The sequence below is a fragment of the Microbulbifer sp. CnH-101-G genome (assembly GCF_052466775.1).
The window spans coordinates 142,252-161,503 of sequence record NZ_CP174292.1; the positions used below are offsets into that span (position 1 = coordinate 142,252).

Below are 19,252 nucleotides of genomic sequence, written 5' to 3' on the forward strand. Positions count from 1 at the left end.
CAACTTACCTTGCAGCGCTGTCGAATAACTAGTTGTTAATTCTCTAGGTGCACTGATATGGCGTCGCAATGCGTTATAATGCGCGCTTTTCGCTAGTGGTAGTTGGCCATGACCCAAAAGTCCATTGTCGCAGAACAGGTAGATTCCCGCTCTCTGGTGCAGGCGCACCTGGCGGAGCCGGTTGTGCCTCAATACAGTGAAGAGGAGTTGCAAGCCTGGCGCGAGCGTATAAAGCGTCTGCTGAAAGAGCAGAATGCCGTGCTCGTGGCTCACTATTACACAGACCCGCTCATCCAGGCGCTGGCCGAAGAGACCGGTGGCTGTGTGTCTGACTCCCTGGAAATGGCCCGCTTTGGCGCTAAGCATAGCGCCGATACTCTGGTGGTGGCCGGGGTAAAATTTATGGGTGAGACCGCCAAGATTCTCACTCCGAACAAAAAAGTATTGATGCCGACCCTTGAGGCAACCTGCTCCCTGGATCTAGGCTGCCCTCCCGAAGAGTTTTCCGAATTTTGTGATCAGCATCCAGATCGCACAGTAGTGGTTTATGCCAATACCTCCGCCGCGGTGAAGGCACGGGCGGATTGGGTGGTCACTTCCAGTATCGCCCTGGATGTTGTGGATCACCTGGATGCCAATGGCGAAAAAATCCTGTGGGCGCCGGACAAGCACCTCGGTGGTTATGTGCAGCGCGAAACTGGTGCAGATGTTTTGCTTTGGGACGGCTCCTGTATCGTGCACGAGGAGTTCAAGGCGAAAGGGGTGGAGGATCTGAAGGCGCTCTACCCGGATGCGGTAGTGTTGGTACACCCGGAATCCCCGGCCTCAGTAGTGGAGCTGGCGGATGTAGTGGGTTCTACCTCGCAGATTATTAATGCGGCCAAGACCCGCCCTGAGAAGCGCTTTATCGTGGCAACCGACCAGGGCATCTTCTACAAGATGCAGCAGGAATGCCCGGATAAAGAGCTGATGGTTGCTCCCACCGCTGGGGCCGGCGCCACCTGCCGCAGCTGCGCCAATTGTCCCTGGATGGCGATGAACTCCCTGGAGAACCTCTGTGGAGTGCTGGAACGCGGCGATAACGAGATTTTTGTAGATGCGGAGTTGGGCCGCAAGGCGATGATCCCGCTGCAGAGAATGCTGGACTTCCGTAAAGGTTAAGAAGAGTGCCCAGTGGGGTGATTTGATTCCAACAAAAAGAGCGGCCAATGGCCGCTCTTTTTGTTGGTGTTGGTCTCAGGGGTCAAAGCTCCTTGGCTTTCTCCTGCATCTTGATTACATCCTTGAGACGCTGTTTCAAAATGGCATTGGTTTGATAATCGTCCTGGGTCATACGGATGCCGTGGCGCAGGTGTTGCAGCGCTTTGTCGAAAACACCGTTGAGAATGTAGTACTCGGCGCGGGCCTCGTGTACGCCGACGATATCCCCGGCCAAGCCGTGAGTCTCTGCCAGCAGGTACCACACGGCCGGATCTTTCTTGCGCACCCGGCTGTATTTGGCCAGCATGCGCTCGGCAGCCAGGTAGTTACCGGCCTTAAAGTGCGCGTTGGCGAGCCCCATCACCAGGGCGTGATCGCCGGGGTTGCGATCCAGTGCGCGCTGTAAGCGCTGGGTGGCACCTGTGTAGTCATGCCGCACCAGATCGATATCCGCGCGCGCCAGCACAAAGGCTGCTTTGGATGGCTCCTTGTCGAGGAGGGGTTGCAAGGTGTCCAGGGCCGAATCCGGCCTGCCTGCGGCGATCTGTGCCAGTGTCAGGCCGTAGCGAGCGGCATCTTCATTGTCATTAATGCCGTTGAGTTCTGCCTGGAAGCGCTTGACTGCCTGCTGCGGCGTCGCTTCAGTGGCCAGGCGAATCCTGGCGCGCATCATATGGTAATCGCGACTGTCGCTCGGCTCGACATTTTCCATGCGCTGGGAGCGCAGCTTGGCATCGGCAATTCGTTTTTCTGTTACCGGGTGGGTCAGCAGGAACTCCGGCGGGCGGCGATAGTAACGTGTGGCTTTGAGCATCTGCTCGAACATCTCGCCGGCAGCGTCCGGGTCGCGGCCAGATTTGGCCAGGGTCTCGATACCGACCCGATCGGCCTCCTGTTCATTCTTACGGCTAAAGCGCAACTGGCTGTCCAGCGCCGCGGCCTGGGTCGCGGTCATGGCGGCGATACCAGCATCACCGCCGGCGGTAGCAGCGAGGACCAAGGCGCCGAGCATGCCGGCTAGAGTGGGTAGGGTATTGTTGCGCTGGGCCTCCAGCGAGCGGGCGTAGTGACGCTGGCTGAGGTGGCCCAGTTCGTGCGCAATTACCGAGGCAAACTGATCCTCGTTTTCCGCAAACAGGAAGAGGCCGGTGTGAATGCCCATAATGCCGCCGGGGACGGCAAATGCGTTCATGGTTTCATTGCTCACCACGACCACATCAATGTTCTTGTCCTCTAAAGGGCTGTACTCGGCGAGCCCTTTGACAGTTTTCTCGACATACTGCTGTAGGAGTGCGTCTGAAGAGGTTTTTACTTGGCTGCGAAACATGCGCAGCCACATCTGCCCTAGTTCTTTCTCTCGCTGGGGGGAGACCAGGCCGCTGGTGCTGTCGCCGAGTTCTGGCAGACGGATTCCCTCGGAGTCGGCGCTAGCCGCTAAGGGAGTGCTGCCGAGCAATAGGCCGATGCCCAGTGCCTTTAAACTGCCGCGCAGCCGTTGTGAGAGGGTCGAGTTGTACGATCGACGAGGCAGGCTTTTTTGGGGATCAGTCATTTTGATTACTGCTCGGTCTGTCCGTGTAGGATCTATAGTCCAACTCTATACGCAACCCCGTTGAACTGTCGAGAGTTTGACCGAGTGGGTCTGTAAAGGTTCAGGTTTGCGCCAGCTGGCGAGTTAAAAAGGGTAAAGCTTTGACGGTTTCTGGCGCAGATTACGCGTTATAATCCGCAGCCCTGCAAAGCTTGCGACCGAGTAGCCAATGGCCGAGTTTCTCTCCGATACCGCTAGTGAACAGATCGCGCCAGACTGGCATGCGGCGGTAACGGTGGATGCCCGCCAGTTGCCGTGCCCACAGCCTCTATTGGCTATGCGTAGAGCCCTGCATCAATACGAGGCGGGAACCCTGCTGTGTATTATGGCAACGGATGAGGGCTCTTGGCGCGATTTTCACAGTTTTGCTTCACTGAGCGGCAGGCCCCTGCTGCGCGCCGAAAGGCGTGATAACACCTTTCTATATTGGCTGTACGCTGGCAAATGAAGAATCAATCCCGAGAGTCTATGTTGTCGATTGTTAAAGGCTGGGTGAACCGCTACTTCAGTCAGGAAGAAGTGGTGTTGCTCGTGCTGCTGCTCACCGTGGCGCTGGTGGTGCTGGCCACGCTCGGAGGCGTGTTGGCGCCCGTGCTCACGGCCCTGGTGATCGCCTTCCTGATGCAGGGCATGGTGCAGAAGCTGAAGTCCTGGCGGGTGCCCCATTGGCTCGCGGTAACGCTTTCCTGCCTGGTATTGGTGGGCACTATCGTGGGCCTGCTATTTGTGGTGTTACCGATTATCTGGCGCCAGCTGGTGCGCCTCGGCGCGGAGCTGCCGAATATGGTGCAGCGCGGCCAGGAGCTGTTGCTGCTGCTGCCGGAGCGCTACCCACGCCTGATTTCTGCGGCGCAGATCGACGAGGTTTTTAATACCCTCGGCAAAGAGCTCGGTGGTATGGGGCAGACCCTGCTGGCTTTCTCTCTCACCAACCTGCCGATTTTTGCCGGCCTGCTGATTTATGTGGTGGTGGTGCCGATCCTGGTGTTTTTCTTTTTGAAGGACTCCGACCAACTGATCCGCTGGTGTACCTCTTTCCTGCCAAAGCAGCGTCCCATGCTGCACCAGATCTGGCATGAGATGAACGACCAAGTGGCCAACTATGTGCGTGGCAAAGTGGTAGAGATCGGCATAGTGGCTGCGGTGAGCTATGCCGCCTTCCTGTTACTGGGAGTCAATTACGCCCTGCTGCTGGCGGTAGCAGTGGGCTTGAGTGTATTGATTCCCTATATCGGCGCGGCGGTGGTGACTATCCCGGTGGCGGCCATTGGTCTGTTCCAATGGGGTTGGAGCAACGAGTTTTTCTACCTGATCATAACTTACGGCATTATCCAGCTGCTCGATGGCAATGTACTGGTGCCGTTGCTGTTCTCTGAGGCGGTTAACCTGCACCCGGTGGCAATTATCCTGGCGGTATTATTTTTCGGGGGAATTTGGGGGTTTTGGGGCGTCTTCTTCGCGATCCCTCTGGCCACTCTACTCAAAGCCATTATGACCGCCTGGCCCACCAGCGAGCACCAGGCCGAGTGGGAAGCTAAGCGTATATCGGAGTGATGCCCGATCGCGTTTTCGCTAGTCGATTTCTTTTCTTTGTATCGGCGCGGGGCCATTGCTAGAATGCCGCGCTTTCTTTTATTTGGCCCTTCAAATAGGTGAGAGCCCATGAGCCTGGCTGACAAAGTTCTAGCGGTCAATAATGACCTGCCCATCCGTACCGACAAGCCTGTCCACAGCGGCAAAGTCCGTTCTGTTTACTGGCTGAGCGAAGAAGATAGCCGCCGCCTGATTGAGGAAAAAAGCTACCCGGTTTCCCCGGACACCCCTCTCGCGGTAATGGTGATTTCCGATCGCATCTCCGCATTTGACTGCATCTGGACTGGTGAAGGCGGTATGCGCGGCGTACCCGGCAAGGGTGCGGCACTGAACGCCATTTCTAACCACTGGTTCAAGTTGTTTAAAGAGCAGGGCCTGGCCGACAGTCATATTCTGGATATCCCGCATCCGCTGGTGTGGATCGTACAGAAGGCGCGCCCGGTGATGATCGAAGCGATCGCTCGCCAGTACATCACCGGCTCCATGTGGCGCTCTTATCTAAAGGGCGAGCGCGAGTTTTGCGGCATTGAAATTCCCGATGGCCTGCAGAAAGACCAAAAGCTGCCAGAGCTACTGATTACCCCCTCCAGCAAAGGTATTCTCAAGGGCATCCCCGGCGTGCCGGAAGCGGATGATGTCAATGTCACCCGCAAGAATATCGAAGACAATTTTCCGGCATTCGGCTTCCGCAGCGCGAGCGATATCGACCTGTACGAGAAGTTGCTGAAAGAGGGTTTCGATTTGATTTCCGCCGAGCTGGAAAAGCTCGATCAGATCTTTGTCGATACCAAGTTTGAATTCGGCTATGTCACCGATGCCAATGGCGAAGAAAAGCTGATCTATATGGACGAAGTGGGTACCCCGGACTCCTCCCGCATTTGGGATGGTGAACAGTATCGCGGGGGCAAGGTTGTAGAGAAATCCAAAGAGGGTTTCCGCCAGGCTTTGCTCAGCTACTTCCCTGATGCGGATATTCTATTGAACAAAGATCGCATGGATGAGCGCCTGGCCCTGGCTCGTGATAACGAGCTGCCAGAATCTATGCTGATGGATCTCTCTAGTACTTATATAGGTATTGCTGAGAAGATTATTGGTACGAAACTTGAGATATCTGATAATCCTAAAGCGGAACTGCTTGAAGTGTTGCGTAAGGATTATGGTCTGGTCGACTGATCTGGGCCTGAATAAAAAAGCCGGCGCTTGCGCCGGTTTTTTTTGTGTCTGTTTACCTGCTAGCTTCTACAGTTTGGGGTCAGTGCCTGTAATTTCTTCCCTAGAGTATTTCTCCGGTAAAAATAATTTTATTAGCTTTAACTGGGCTTGGTTTCAAGTGGTAACTGCAATTACCTAGGCCTTCTATAGAGTTGGGCTTGGAGTCTGAACCTTGGGGGGTATCTATGCTGTCTCAGAGTTGGCCTTAGATTAAATATATTTTATCTTTCACTTTTCTTATTGCCCGCTGTGTAAACTTGGTAGATATAAAGTTAAAACGCAATTTATATTTGCCAAGTGAAGAGATTTAAAATTAATGAAAGTGATGGCGGCAACCCTTTTATATAAGTGTCTTTTCCCTTTTTATATCCTTCTCATGGTGGCTGCATGTTCCACTGGGTCAGACTCCTCAAAAGGTGATAAACCTACTCGTCACACAGGCGATGAATTTTATGCTTATTACTCGAGAATGGATTCCGGTGAGCCCTGGGAAGCCCATCAGATGGTTAGTGAGTTTGCCGATATCGTCGTTCATTTTTCTGACAAAGAACGGTTCTACTTCTGGCGGGCCTCTAGCTATTTGCCACGGTGGCACACCGACGAAGGTGTCAATTATGTAGAGCAGCTTTTTGACACTCAAGGGGATGGAGCAGGGCTGCGCTGGGATAAACTCAATCGTCACTCCCATGTACGGATTATTCGTCAGTCCCAACGTGAAGTGGTAATACACTGGCGTTATGCCCCAAAGTTTGATGTCCATATTGATCCAATGCTGCCGGGGTGGACAGGTTGGGTCGATGAATACTATACGGTGAGGCCTGATCGAACGGTTTTACGGGAAATATATGATCATGATAACGAACGTAAGTTAACTCACCATTTGACTTTAAATTCGAATGGTTCAATCACGCAGTCTTCTACTGAGCAGTCCCCCTATATCCCGCCTGTAGCCGAGTTCTATAGTGCTAACGCTTTACCTGAGGGACCAGATTCAGGCTTTGGAGCGCTATACACCAAGTTGGGGTATGTGGGAGCGTGGGATGTCGGCCCGGATGATGAATATCAGCCAAGGTCGAGTGTGTGGAGTGACAATTGGCAAGTGCATGCCCATCCCGATGTAGTTGTTAATTTCGATGGCAATGATACCAAATGGGTATTCTGGAGAGGTCTGGGCTTTGTCCCAAGTCTGGTTTCAGAAAACGGTGCATGGTTCAGCAATGAATTTAATGAAAGTTGGGGCTGGCCGGAAATGTGCGAAAGCGGTGGTGCTGAGCCTATGAATGACAAGCAGGCTCGCTACAGCCATGTACGTGTCATTGAAAATACCCCTGCAAGGGTTGTCGTGCAGTGGCGGTATCATCCCACCGGTATTTGTTACAACTTGATTGATACAGATGATTCACCGGATGGGTGGGGTTCAACATCCGAGTTTGTTTTTTACTTTTATCCCGATGGTTCGGTACTCTCTCGAAATACGCTATTCAGTCAGCAGGCCAATACCTATGGCGATGCTCCCAATGGGTTTGAATATCATGAAGCGATGATTATTAATAGTGCTGGCAGAGACCCTTGGGATAACATTGAAATTAATAAAACGCTTGTCCTCGCTAATATGGAGGGGCAGGTGGAGAGTTATGATGGTGCCGATGGAGGTATTAATGACCGAGGTAATGAGCCTTTTGAGTTGCCTTTGCAGGCTAATATTGCCCGTATTAATTTAAAAGATACGGATTTTGATACCTATACCATTATGGAGCACGGCAGCACGCTGGAAATTATTCCATATTCTGAAGTGGATTTTGAAGAAGAATATCCTGGACATCATTTTGTTCGCTGGGACCACTGGCCGGTGAATCAGATTCGAGCATTTGGTCGTGGAGCCATGGATTCTCGTTACCCAAGCCATACATCGCTATTCCATATGGCTTTTAATCCACCGTTCAAACAGGATGATTTTTCACAAACCCGGCTGCTGCTCACTGGATTGTCCGATATGTCAACTGAGCAGGTTGTCAAACTGGCTAAGTCCTGGCTTCAGGCTCCTGCACTCATCAATGTTAAGGGTTCTTCAGACTTTGGCTATGATGAATCTCAGCGAGCGTATTATTTTGATGCAACAGAATTGTTAACTTTCAGGCTAAATGGCTCTGGGTCTAACCCGATATTCAATCCTGCGTTTGTGTTGGAAGGCTGGCAGAGTGAGAAAGATATTGCGGTGAAAATTAATGGGCAAACTACCGACGATTTCAAATGGGGTAACTTCAGAAATACAGCCGGTAGAAAAACGACCATTGTTTATTTGCCATTGCATTCTCAGGATATCGTGGATGTTGAAATTTGTCAGCCTGGAAAGTGCTAAGTGGTTGAGTCATTGTGATATTAACCCGTCCTGTTTGCGTGAAAAGCGATTTTTATTCCGATGGGTTGATATGGTGGGTTGAAGAAGGCGTTTTGGCAAACTGGCTGGTGTAGAGGCGAGCTTATTGTTTAGCTTGCTCTGCATGTACAGTGAAATTGCTTACAGTGTGTGTAAATTGAACTCTAAAACCAAGAGCTTCGGCAATATCATCTTGGCTTGCACGGTAGCTGGCTCAATGTTTACCTCTGTTCAGGATACTAGCACTGACTTTTGCTATTTATTCTCGGCATAGATAGAGGTTTTGAACGGAGAGGGCATATTTACGAATAGTTGTTAATTCTGATTAAGCTCTGTGGACGGATACAGAGCTATTCACTGTTGTTCTTGTAAGCACGAATACTAAAGATTCAGGTAGACAGGAAAACTTTGCAGGAGTAGTGATTTTCAGTGCGGTCTTGATAGATAAAACGGCGCTTCTGCCGGTTTTTTTGTCTTTGCCACAATTCGCCATAATTCCTCCCTTTTCCCGTCCGATTTCCTGCCGCCTTTCGCCAACTTCCCTCTGTTTAATGACTTTAGCATCCAATTAAAAAGTGGAGAAAAGTGAGTGAACAGGGTGATGTTGTTTGGGCAGCGGTTTCATAAAGACGATCTGATGTTGCCGACGGAGGAATATTATCGTCGCCGCCAGAAGACCGGTGGTGCCGGGCGCTGGTTGTTATTTGTTGTAGTGGTATTGGCGGTGGTCATTGCGGCAATCGGAGCTGAGGTCAGTGCCCAGGAGCTTACGTCTAGTAATGCTGATATTACCTCTGAACCGATTACCCTGGACGATGTGCAATCGGGGGATTTACTGTTTACCGGCGCAGAGCCGGGCCGCTATGTGCCCGCCGTGCACCTGGACAGTAGTGTCAAAATGGTGGTGCGCGGCCTGGTTGCGGAAGTGCAATTGCAGCAGGCTTTTCAAAATACCAGCGATGTTTGGCAGGAGGCCATTTATGCACTGCCATTGCCTGATCAGGCGGCAGTGGCTGGCCTTGAGATTCAATTAGGTGAGCGCCGTATTGTCGGCAAGGTACGCGAACGCAAACAGGCGGCAAAGATTTATAAGGCCGCGCGCGCGGCGGGTAAGCGCGCGGCGCTCTTAGAGCAACAGCGTCCCAACCTGTTTACCAACAAAGTAGCCAATATTGCACCGGGAGAAACGGTGCAGGTGAATATTCGCTACCTGCAGCCGGTAACCTATGACAGTGGTGTTTTTTCTTTGCGGCTGCCAACCACTCTGACTCCCCGTTATATCCCCGGTGAACCCATTCCCCCGCAAGCCCTCGGTGGTACCGAGTTGGAGCTGGCCACTCAGAGCAGTGGCTGGGCGCTGCCCACTGATCAGGTACCGGATGCCGCAGCGATTACTCCATTGATGCAACCGGCGGCAGAGTTGGAGGCAGTGGGCAGTCATAATATTGCCATTGAAGTGGAGCTGGAAGGCGGCTTGCCGCTGGTGAAAATCGGCAGCCCCTATCACGATATTGCTATCGATGAAAAAGCCGGAGAGCGCTACTCCATTCGTTTGCGCAAGGGCACGGCAAAAATGAATCGGGATTTTCTTTTAAATTGGCAGCCGGAGCCCTCGGCCATGCCGCGTGCGGCGCTCTTTAGTGAGCATGTTAGTGAGCGTGTCGCCGGGGTGCAGGCGGATGGCAAAGAAAGTGCAGATAAAAAATCCGGTACCTATTTACAGGTGATGCTGCTGCCACCGGATGAGGGCACTCGGGCTCAGCGATTGCCACGGGAAGTGGTCTATGTCATCGATACCTCTGGTTCTATGGGTGGTAACTCCATTCGCCAGGCCAAGGAGAGCCTGGTACTTGCGCTCTCGCGCCTGCAGGGTAATGACCGTTTTAATGTCATTGAATTTAATAACAGTGCGCGCGCTTTTTTCCCGCGTCCAGTGACAGCGAGTGCGGAGAATATTCAGCGCGCTCGCCGGGAAGTGGAACGTTTAAATGCCGATGGGGGCACCGAGATGGCTGCGGCGCTGCGTCTGGCGTTAGGCCAGCAGTTGCCCGATAACAACAATCTGGTACACCAGGTGGTATTTATCACCGATGGTGCGGTGGGCAACGAACAGGCACTGTTCGAGCTAATCCATCAGCATCTGGGTAATACGCGTTTATTTACGGTGGGCATTGGTTCGGCGCCCAACAGCCATTTTATGCGTAAAGCCGCCCAGTTTGGCCGCGGTATCTCGGTCACTATTGGCGATCTTTCCGAAGTGCGCGGACGCATGCAGGCCTTATTCGCCAAGCTGGAAAATCCGATGGCCACCAACCTACAGCTGAGTTGGCCCGAAGGTGTGGTGGCGGATGCCTATCCCAAACGAATTCCCGATCTCTATCGCGGCGAGCCGTTGCAGCTGGTGGCCAGGGTGGAAGGGGAGTCGCTGCAGGGGGATATTCAGTTGCGCGGGCGCATGGCCGGTAAGCAGTTTGTGCGCAACCTGGCGCTGACGCTGGAGCGGGCTCCCAGTAGCAAGGGCATCGGCAGTTTGTGGGCGCGCAGCAAAATGGAATCCCTGCGCGACCGCCAGACCCAGCTGGGCGAGGAGAGCGATGCGGGCCAAGCCCTGCGTGAGCAGATTTTGCAGCTCGCCCTGGATCATCAACTCGCCAGCCCCTACACCAGCTTTGTCGCCGTTGAAGAAGAGCGGATACGCAAGCCCGAAGAAAAGCTCTCCCAGAGTGCGCTCACCAATATGGTGCCTAGAGGGCAGGTGTTGCAGCGCCAGGCCTACCCCAGTACGGCCACTGGTGTTTACGCACAGTTGTTCTCTGCCTTGAGCCTGCTCAGCCTGGCCGTATTGCTGCGCCGTGGCCGCCGGATGCGCGGCCATCTAATGGCCGGGCTGCGTCGCCAACTGCGCAAAGTTATACCTGACTTGCGCCGCGGCAAAAGTGGCCTGGAAGCGCAGCTGGGGAGTGCGTCGCGGTGATACGGCTGCTGCTTTTCTCAACTTGTCTGGTTCTGGGGTTTTGGCACTTGGGCTCCGCCTCCTGGCTGCTGGCCAAGGCTCAGTTGGCCCAGCTGCTGATTACCAGCGCCTGGGAGGAACAATTGCAGGGCGGGGCGCCACAAAAGCCCTGGCCCTGGGCGGATACCCGGCCGGTGGCCAAGCTCAAGTTGCAGGGCCAGCGTCCTTTTATAGTGCTGGCGGGAGGCAGTGGAGAATCCCTCGCCTTTGGTCCCGGCCTGCTTGATGGTTCCGGCAAGCCCGGTGATTTTCGCACCACGGTGATAGCCGCGCACCGGGATACACACTTTGCCGGTCTGCAACATTTACAGCGCGGCAACGCCATTTACCTGCAGGGTGAGGACGGGCGCTGGCACACTTATCGGGTAACGGCGCTGCGTATCGTAAATAGTGAACGCGAACGTATGCCGGTATTCGCGGAGCGCGGCCTGCTGTTGGTGACCTGCTATCCCTTCGATGCTTTGTCGGCGGGTGGTCCCCTGCGCTACTTGGTCTACGCTGAATACCAATCCGGCGGGGAGCTGGTGCGGCTGTGACTGAAGTCGTTATTTGAGACTCGATTTTGTAGTTCATTTTCTCAAACTTTCCATAAAATATTCCGACAAAGCGGCAAAATGAAAAATAATCGTTTTGCCGTTTTGTTGTGCTCGTCACTAACCGCCCTATCTGGAAAATTTTTTGTAGTAATACTACAATCGCCTCCGCTAATCACCGGGAATAGTGTTTTGTCCGCCACGCTGAGTGGGCCCCGGAAAAGATAATTACAGTCAAACTAAGCACTCGCGGCACAGACCGGCGCCGCTTTCCCTCTCCGCTGCGATCGGGTGAAATTTCACGCATTGCATTTCCGCCACCAAAGGTGGTGAATTGGCGGAAGCCTGAAAAAAAGGAAGCATTTTTTTGCCTGCGCTGTAGTTTGCCCGCGAACCGATTTTTGAGAAATAGACCGACTCGACGTCGCCTAATTCGCCGAGGAGCACTTGATGCACGAAGATACCGATAACCTCGAAACGCAGGAGTGGTTGGATGCGCTGCAGGCGGTTATCCGCTATAGCGGCAAAGAGCGCGCCGCCTTCCTGTTAAAGCAGCTGTCTGATCGCGCTACCGATGTAGGCGTGCAGCTGCCAGCGGCAATCACTACCCCTTACCGCAATACCATTCCGCCCAATGCGGAAAAACGTATGCCCGGCGACTTATTTATGGAGCGCCGTATCCGCTCCCTGATTCGTTGGAATGCCCTGGCGATGGTGGTGCGCGCCAATCAGAACAACGACCACCTCGGCGGCCATATCTCCAGCTTCTCCTCTGCGGCCACACTCTACGATGTGGGCTTCAACTACTTCTTCCGCGGCAATGAAGGCGAAGAGCGCGGCGACCTGATTTTCTTCCAGGGCCACAGTGCGCCGGGTATTTATGCCCGTTCTTATTTGGAGGGACGCTTCGATGAGGAGCAGCTGGATAACTTCCGCCGCGAAGTGAACGGCAACGGTCTCTCCTCTTATCCACACCCCTGGCTGATGCCGGATTACTGGCAGTTCCCCACGGTTTCCATGGGGCTGGGGCCGATACAGGCGATTTATCAGGCGCATATTATGCGCTACATGTCGGCCCGTGGTTTATCCCCGCGCGGTGACCGCAAGGTGTGGGCTTTCCTCGGCGATGGCGAATGTGATGAGCCGGAAACTCTGGGCGCCATTTCCCTGGCCGGCCGCGAGCAACTGGAAAACCTGGTGTTCGTGGTTAACTGTAACTTGCAGCGCCTGGATGGCCCGGTGCGTGGTAATGGCAAAATCGTGCAGGAGCTGGAAGGCGTATTCCGTGGTGCCGGTTGGAACGTCGTCAAAGTGCTCTGGGGCCGCCTGTGGGACCCGCTGCTGGAGAAAGACGACAAGGGGCTACTGCAAAAAGTCATGGACGAAGTCGTCGATGGCGAGATGCAGAACTTTAAGGCCAACGGCGGCGCCTATACCCGCGAACACTTCTTCGGTAAATACCCGGAGTTGTTGGAGTTGGTTAAGGATATGTCCGACGACGAGATTATGAAGCTCAATCGCGGCGGCCACGATCCCTATAAAGTCTACGCAGCTTACGCGGCAGCCATGGCCCATAAAGGCCAGCCCACCGTAATCCTGGCGCAAACGGTTAAAGGCTACGGCCTGGGCTCCGCCGGTGAAGCGGCGATGGATACCCACTCCGTGAAGAAGCTGGATCTGGATTCCCTCAAGCGCTTCCGCGATCGCTTTGCCATTCCGCTCACGGACAAAGAGCTGGAAGAAGTGCCTTACTACCGTCCATCTCCAGACAGCCCGGAAATGAAATATATGGCGGAGCGCCGCAAGGCCCTGGGTGGCCCGGTTCCCCGTCGTCCCACCGAGTGCCCCAAATTGGAAGTGCCCGGTCTCGATGCCTTCAGCGCACTGACCAAGGGCTCCGGCGAGCGCGAAATTTCCACCACCATGGCATTTGTGCGCGCTATCGCCGCGCTGGTAAAAGACAAGAATATCGGCAAATACATTGCGCCGATCGTTCCGGATGAGGCCCGTACCTTTGGTATGGAGGGCCTGTTCCGCCAGTTGGGCATCTACTCCTCCCAGGGGCAGCGTTACACCCCGGTGGATCACGGCCAGATCATGTATTACAAGGAAGACAAGAAGGGCCAGGTACTGGAAGAGGGCATCAACGAAGCGGGTGCCATGTCCACCTGGATGGCGTTAGCCACCGCCTACAGCAACCACGGCGTGGCGATGGTGCCTTTCTATATCTACTACTCCATGTTTGGCTTCCAGCGTATCGGCGATCTGGCCTGGGCCGCTGGTGATATGCAGGCGCGTGGCTTCCTGGTTGGCGCCACTGCTGGTCGTACCACCCTGAACGGTGAGGGCTTACAGCACCAGGATGGTCACAGCCATGTGCTCTCCTCCACGATCCCCAATTGCCGCAGCTATGACCCGGCCTACGGTTATGAACTGGCAGTGGTGATGCAACGCGGCCTTGAGGAGATGTACGAAGAGCAGAAGAATGTCTTCTATTACATCACCATCGAGAACGAAAACTACCTGCAGCCGGAAATGCCCCAGGGCGTCGAAGAGGGCATTATTCGCGGTATCTACAAGCTGCAGTCCAATGTTAAGAAGGGCGCCAAGGGCAAAGCGGCCAAGAAACATGTACAGCTGATCGGCGGCGGCACTATTTTACGCGAGGTGCTGGCTGCGGCGGATATTCTCGCCGACCAGTTTGGCGTGACTTCCGACGTTTGGAGCCTCACCTCCGCTGTGGAAGCAGCCCGTGAAGGCCAGGATGTGGCGCGCTGGAATATGCTGCATCCAGAAGCCGAGCCGCGCAAAGCCTGGATCACCGAACAGTTTGAAGGCAATACGTCCCCGGTGATTGCCTCTACCGACTACATCCGTTCCTATGTGGAGCCGCTGCGTGAATTTATCGACGGTGATCTAACCACCTTGGGCACCGATGGCTTTGGCCGCAGTGACAGCCGCGAGCAGTTGCGCCGCTTCTTCGAGGTGGATCGCAACTATGTGGTCATCGCTGCTCTGAACGGGCTGGCCAAGCAGGGTGTGATTGATGCGAAAGAAGTTTCCGAAGCGATCGTGAAGCTCAATATCGACGCCGAAAAAGTTAACCCACGCATCAGCTAAGAGAAGGCAGAACCCCTATGGCAAAACAAGTCATTAAAGTGCCTGATCTCGGCGGTGCCGATCAGGTCGATGTGATTGAAATTACCGTTGCCGTCGGTGACACCGTCGCGCAAGAAGACTCTCTGATTGTGGTGGAAGGCGACAAGGCCTCCATGGATGTCCCGGCCCCGGTGGCCGGTAAAATCCTCAGCATCAGCGTGAAAGAGGGCGATAAGGTCTCTGAAGGCGATGTGATTGGGGAGATCGAAACCGATGCGGCGGAGGCGCCGGCAGAAGAGCCCGCCGAGGCTCCCGCCCAGGAAGAGGCTGCACCGGCTTCAGAGCCGAAAGCCGAAGCTCCTGCGGCTGCAGCGAGTGCTGAGCCCAAAGAGGAAACGATCCAGATTCCCGATCTGGGCGGTGCCGAAGCGGTGGATGTGATCGAGATCAGTGTACAGCCCGGCGATACCGTCGAAGAGGGCGATTCACTGATCGTAGTGGAAGGCGATAAAGCCTCCATGGATGTCCCCTCTCCAAGCGCCGGTACTGTGGTTTCCATCGCCGTCAAAGAGGGCGATAAGGTCTCTACTGGCGATACCCTCGGTGTGTTGAAAGTGGTTGCCGAAGGCGGCGAAAAAGTTGCGACTTCTGAAGAGGCTTCTGCAGAAGCACCGGCAGCGCCTGCTGAGCAGAGCGCGCCGCAGCAGGAATCTACTCCGGCGGAGCCACCTGCGGTTCCGCAGAGAGACTACCAGTTGGAGCGTAATCTCACCGCTGCCGCCCAGGTTTATGCGGGCCCCGCTGTGCGCAAACTGGCGCGGGAGTTGGGTGTTACTTTGAACAAGGTAAAGCCCACCGGTCCGCGCAACCGGGTTTCCAAGGATGATCTGCACAACTACATCCGTGAGCAGGTGAAAAAGGCCGAGAGCGGTGCGGTTGGCGTCGGTGGTGCAATCGGTATCGCCAAGATGCCGGATATCGACTTCAGCCAGTTTGGTCCGGTGAATGTGGAGCCGATGAGCAAGATCCACAAGATCACCGCGGCTAATATGTCCCGTAACTGGCTCAATGTGCCCCACGTCACCCAGTTTGACGATGCGGATATCACCGAGCTGGAGGACTTCCGCAAGTCCATGAAAGTCGAGGCGGAAAAGCGCGGTGTGAAGCTCACTCCAGTGCCCTTCCTGTTGAAAGCGGTAGCCGCAGCCCTGCGTGCAGAGCCCAGCTTCAATGTGTCCCTACACAATGACGGCGAGCACATTGTGCGCAAGGACTACGTGCATGTGGGCATGGCAGTGGATACCCCCAAAGGTCTGATGGTGCCGGTGATCCGCGATGTGGATAAAAAAGGTTTGTATGAGCTGGCGGCCGAGGCCACTGAGATGGCCCTGAAAGCCCGTGACGGCAAGCTGAAACCCAATGAGATGCAGGGTGCTTGCTTTACCATCTCCAGCCTGGGAGCTATCGGGGGTACCGGGTTTACCCCGATCGTCAATTCGCCGGAAGTGGGTATCCTCGGTGTCTCCAAGCTGGCGGTGAAGCCGGTGTGGAACGGCAAGGACTTTGAACCTCGCCAGATGTTGCCACTGGCGCTCTCTTACGATCACCGCGCGGTCAATGGCGGTGATGCCGGACGCTTTATGACTTACCTGGTGAGCGTGCTGGCGGATGTACGCCGACTTTTGCTGTAATAACCAGCCACAGTCAAAACTCGATTAAAAAAGCGGCCATGGGCCGCTTTTTTATTGGTGCCTCTCATCTGCCTCAGGACGGCAGCGAAGAATCTGCTAAAACACTCCTTTCTTTGAGCGAATTAGAACTTACGCATCAGTGCTCGAAAGAGAAGGACACTATAAAAATGACCGCTCCTAAATGATCGCTCTTAAGTGTACTGCAGTAGATTGTGCTTAATTTGGCGTATAAAACTTCTTAAAGATGAAATGCGCGCATAAATGACACGGCGCCAACTGGCTGGGGATTCCTCGCCGGCTAGACTTTTTTAAAGACAGCTATCAGCGCAACACTGAAAGTGGAGTGTCGGATCATGGGGCCTTTAAGGAAATTTGCTCTGCCGCTAGTGGCGGCACTGGCGTTGCAGGGTTGCTTATTCTTACCCGCTGAAGAAGTGGAGGGTGAAGACCCGTTCTTCTTCGAGGTTCAGGCTAGCGGGCAGGAAAGCGGTTTTGTCGAAGCCGGTACGATTGTTTCGTCCACTGCTCAGGCTTTGCCGGCTCATGACGAGTGCGAGGAGCATTGTATAAACTCGATGTACGACTCCAACACTTGGTTCTTCCCGGTCTTGCGAGTGTATTAAATACCGAGCTGTGGCTGCTCCGTCCGATCATTTACCGAAGTACGCGAAGCAGGCTTCGCGTGGTGCCGATACGGAGGCATGTCTATGCAAAAACGCCCCCTCGTTATTTCTGTTTTATCCGCTGGCCTGCTGCTCTCAGCCTGCGGTACACCAGATACACGCAATCAGGTGGTCTATCCAAACAGTGCGCCGATACCCCGCCATATGGAGTACCGCGCCTACCCCTCTCAACCCGCACCTGCAACCCGTAAATCCAGTTATTCCAGTTGCCCAGGGGACTCAGAGGAGTTAGCGCCCGGCTCGATTTGTCCAGCGAGTGCCCGTTGTTTCGATATTTCCGGTGGAAGGCGTTGTATCTCTTATGAAGAGTAAAGTTTTACAGTCTTTGATCGTGGTGCAGCTGCTCAGCGGCTGTGCCGATGGTTTTTGGCAGGACCTGAATGGCACTGCAATTTATTACACTTATAAGCGCAGCCCGGTTCCGCCCGATGAAATAACGGCTTTTCCGCGCTTTTGTCTAGCCTGTGATCCCTATATGGGCGAGCTGGCCAATTGTATTGCTGAGGGTGTCCACTGTTACCAGCTGGATACCGGTGATTGGTGCGCCGGGCCTTATTCACCCTTTGAGTTGAGTTATAGCTATTACTGATTGAGAGAATCTGCAGAAATAGTTGAGAGAAGTTTGGGGCGGGCAACAACCTGATTGGTTTACTTCAGTAATGTTTTGAGGCTTTCTTTAATCGAAGTGCCGATATAGTACTTTAAGCCGTTAAAAGTGCCCTTGAGATTTATTTCTGGGCAGTAGTCATACCCCAGTTTCTTTAACAGGATATGCAGGTTTTTCTTGATGCCGATAGCGAACCAGCTGCAGGGGAAAGATATAACGCTGGGGCTTTGGCCATTGAGCAGATATAGCTCTCTATTGTGAATATGGCTTACCTGATTAAGCAGGTTGAAACTGGGCTCGGCGGCATCAAAATTATAAAAAAGCCTGGACTCTCGATCTATAGCCATCTGAGCACAAGTTTTCTGGGCACAAGTTTGATGAGCACAAGTTTGATGAGCCCAAGTTTGATAAGCATAGTAGCGCCGAAGTATTTTCTGATCATCGGAGTCGTGGGGGTACATCTCTCGAGCGGCCAGAAATAGATCTTGCAGCGCTTTGTTTTTCCCAATAAATATTCCCGTAGAAAAAATATGTTCATCGGGAAAGAATTTCTTTTCAAAAAAACCTTGTATTCCCTTGTGCCGATAGTCATTGGAAAAAATAATGCCCCTACCAAAGGAGAGGAAGTTTTTTTCAAGGTGACGGATTGGCGGCAGTATTAATGAATCGAAACCATCCAGGTAACAGATGATGTCCTCTTCTGGTTGGGAGCGAAAGAAAGGTAACAGGATATCCATTTTTGAGGCGAAATCTTTCCAAGGATGATTGCGCCCGAGAATGGTCAGCGGCACGCCATTGCGTTTGGCGGATTCCTGTAAGATAGGGAACATTCTTTCCGAATGGGTGGCAATGGTGACGACATGCAACATTTTTAAGGCGGATCTCTTGGGGCGGACCTCTTGTGGGGCCGATCTTGGCAATCTGCGATTTTCTGTCACAGCAACGATTTGATTGTTGATGGAGAAAGTCTAGTCGCCCCTAAGCTTGAAATGGTAGATCTGAAGGGCCCAGTGTTACCAAATATTTGCTGATACTAAATGTTTGCTGTTGCTAAAGATTCGTTGCACCTATAAAAGCGCGCCTGCGCATATACCAGTGGGGCTATGGATTATCCTTTCAGTTGTGTTGGCTTTCCCCGGGCATCAAATCCTCTTGCCGAGGCTCTAGTTAGGGTAACAGGGGTAGGGTTACTCTTTAATCAATAGGAAGGTAATGAGAGGCGCCAGAAGAAGCTGGATTATTAATGTCTGCATCGCGATCGATCAGCTCGGTAATGCCATTGCCGGGGGAAAACCCGATGCCACTATTTCTGCACGCTGCGGCTACTTTTCCCGTGTGCAGGAGACACCTTTTCGGCGCTATTGGCGGGTACTCGAGTGGATGATCAACTTTACCTTTTTACCTATTGATGGACCGGATCACTGTTATCGTGGCTATCTTTGGGATCGCGCAGAAAAACATGAGGAAGGCAGTGATTTTATGCGCGCGCTGCTGGGGGTGCTCGTAATGCTATTTTGTGTGCCCCTCAGTGTGTTTACCTGGCTATTTGTGCTGGTGTTTCCCAGTGCCCGCTGGCGCAAAGAAAAAACCTAGTATAAAAAAGCCCCCGCGCAGTGGGTGCCGCGGGGGAATGAGCTTGGGGGTTGGGGGGGA

Annotated in this window: 16 protein-coding genes; 13 read left to right on the top strand and 3 right to left on the bottom strand. The window is 53.6% G+C overall.

Annotated features, from left to right (window positions below):
• Positions 1–108 precede the first annotated feature (108 nt).
• On the top strand, positions 109–1,161 hold the full coding sequence (gene nadA, locus ACJJID_RS00925; protein WP_444921087.1) for a quinolinate synthase NadA: 1,053 nt from the start codon (positions 109–111) through the stop codon (positions 1,159–1,161).
• Between the two features lie 82 nt (positions 1,162–1,243).
• Here the strand turns inward: nadA and ACJJID_RS00930 are convergent, their stop codons facing one another.
• Positions 1,244–2,752, bottom strand: coding sequence for a M48 family metalloprotease (locus ACJJID_RS00930; protein ID WP_152451583.1), 1,509 nt, complete (start codon positions 2,750–2,752; stop codon positions 1,244–1,246).
• A gap of 208 nt (positions 2,753–2,960) precedes the next feature.
• Between ACJJID_RS00930 and ACJJID_RS00935 the strand changes: the two genes are divergently transcribed.
• From ACJJID_RS00935 to ACJJID_RS00960, 6 genes are all read left to right on the top strand, one after another.
• Complete coding sequence (locus ACJJID_RS00935) at positions 2,961–3,239, top strand: sulfurtransferase TusA family protein (RefSeq protein ID WP_152451585.1); 279 nt, start codon at positions 2,961–2,963, stop codon at positions 3,237–3,239.
• Between the two features lie 20 nt (positions 3,240–3,259).
• Positions 3,260–4,345, top strand: a complete 1,086-nt coding sequence (locus ACJJID_RS00940; protein WP_152456093.1) for an AI-2E family transporter — start codon at positions 3,260–3,262, stop codon at positions 4,343–4,345.
• A 108-nt stretch (positions 4,346–4,453) separates the two neighbouring features.
• On the top strand, positions 4,454–5,557 hold the full coding sequence (locus ACJJID_RS00945) for a phosphoribosylaminoimidazolesuccinocarboxamide synthase (RefSeq protein ID WP_444921088.1): 1,104 nt from the start codon (positions 4,454–4,456) through the stop codon (positions 5,555–5,557).
• A gap of 355 nt (positions 5,558–5,912) precedes the next feature.
• A complete protein-coding gene (locus tag ACJJID_RS00950; RefSeq protein ID WP_444921089.1) occupies positions 5,913–7,955 on the top strand; it encodes a hypothetical protein in 2,043 nt (680 codons plus the stop codon).
• A gap of 607 nt (positions 7,956–8,562) precedes the next feature.
• Positions 8,563–10,947, top strand: a complete 2,385-nt coding sequence (locus tag ACJJID_RS00955) for a marine proteobacterial sortase target protein (protein WP_444921090.1) — start codon at positions 8,563–8,565, stop codon at positions 10,945–10,947.
• Positions 10,944–11,522 carry a class GN sortase gene (locus ACJJID_RS00960; RefSeq protein WP_444921091.1) on the top strand — a complete coding sequence of 193 codons (579 nt, stop codon included), beginning with the start codon at positions 10,944–10,946 and terminating at the stop codon, positions 11,520–11,522. The genes ACJJID_RS00955 and ACJJID_RS00960 overlap by 4 nt, the downstream gene beginning before the upstream one ends.
• A gap of 231 nt (positions 11,523–11,753) precedes the next feature.
• Here ACJJID_RS00960 and ACJJID_RS00965 read toward each other — a convergent pair whose 3' ends face one another.
• Positions 11,754–11,975, bottom strand: coding sequence for a hypothetical protein (locus ACJJID_RS00965; protein ID WP_152451591.1), 222 nt, complete (start codon positions 11,973–11,975; stop codon positions 11,754–11,756).
• On the opposite strand from ACJJID_RS00965, the gene aceE reads away from it, so the two are divergent.
• The 5 genes from aceE to ACJJID_RS00990 all read left to right on the top strand — a co-directional run bounded on the left by aceE (position 11,970) and on the right by ACJJID_RS00990 (position 17,581).
• Positions 11,970–14,639: a pyruvate dehydrogenase (acetyl-transferring), homodimeric type gene (gene aceE, locus ACJJID_RS00970; RefSeq protein ID WP_444921092.1), complete on the top strand. Its 2,670-nt coding sequence runs from the start codon at positions 11,970–11,972 to the stop codon at positions 14,637–14,639. The two genes, ACJJID_RS00965 and aceE, sit on opposite strands and share 6 nt — an antisense overlap.
• 17 nt (positions 14,640–14,656) lie before the next feature.
• The gene (aceF, locus tag ACJJID_RS00975) at positions 14,657–16,309 is read left to right on the top strand and encodes a dihydrolipoyllysine-residue acetyltransferase (protein ID WP_444921093.1); all 1,653 of its coding nucleotides are present in this window, start codon (positions 14,657–14,659) and stop codon (positions 16,307–16,309) included.
• Positions 16,310–16,662: 353 nt separating this feature from the next.
• Positions 16,663–16,932: a hypothetical protein gene (locus ACJJID_RS00980; protein WP_444921094.1), complete on the top strand. Its 270-nt coding sequence runs from the start codon at positions 16,663–16,665 to the stop codon at positions 16,930–16,932.
• An 84-nt stretch (positions 16,933–17,016) separates the two neighbouring features.
• Positions 17,017–17,304, top strand: coding sequence for a hypothetical protein (locus ACJJID_RS00985; RefSeq protein WP_152451599.1), 288 nt, complete (start codon positions 17,017–17,019; stop codon positions 17,302–17,304).
• Positions 17,294–17,581 carry a hypothetical protein gene (locus ACJJID_RS00990; protein WP_444921095.1) on the top strand — a complete coding sequence of 96 codons (288 nt, stop codon included), beginning with the start codon at positions 17,294–17,296 and terminating at the stop codon, positions 17,579–17,581. The genes ACJJID_RS00985 and ACJJID_RS00990 overlap by 11 nt, the downstream gene beginning before the upstream one ends.
• A gap of 59 nt (positions 17,582–17,640) precedes the next feature.
• Here ACJJID_RS00990 and ACJJID_RS00995 read toward each other — a convergent pair whose 3' ends face one another.
• Entirely contained in the window at positions 17,641–18,468 is an 828-nt protein-coding gene (locus ACJJID_RS00995; protein ID WP_444921096.1) for a glycosyltransferase domain-containing protein, read from the bottom strand.
• Positions 18,469–18,811: 343 nt separating this feature from the next.
• Here ACJJID_RS00995 and ACJJID_RS01000 point away from each other — a divergent pair, with 343 nt between their 5' ends.
• On the top strand, positions 18,812–19,192 hold the full coding sequence (locus ACJJID_RS01000; protein ID WP_444921097.1) for a hypothetical protein: 381 nt from the start codon (positions 18,812–18,814) through the stop codon (positions 19,190–19,192).
• Positions 19,193–19,252: the final 60 nt, after the last annotated feature.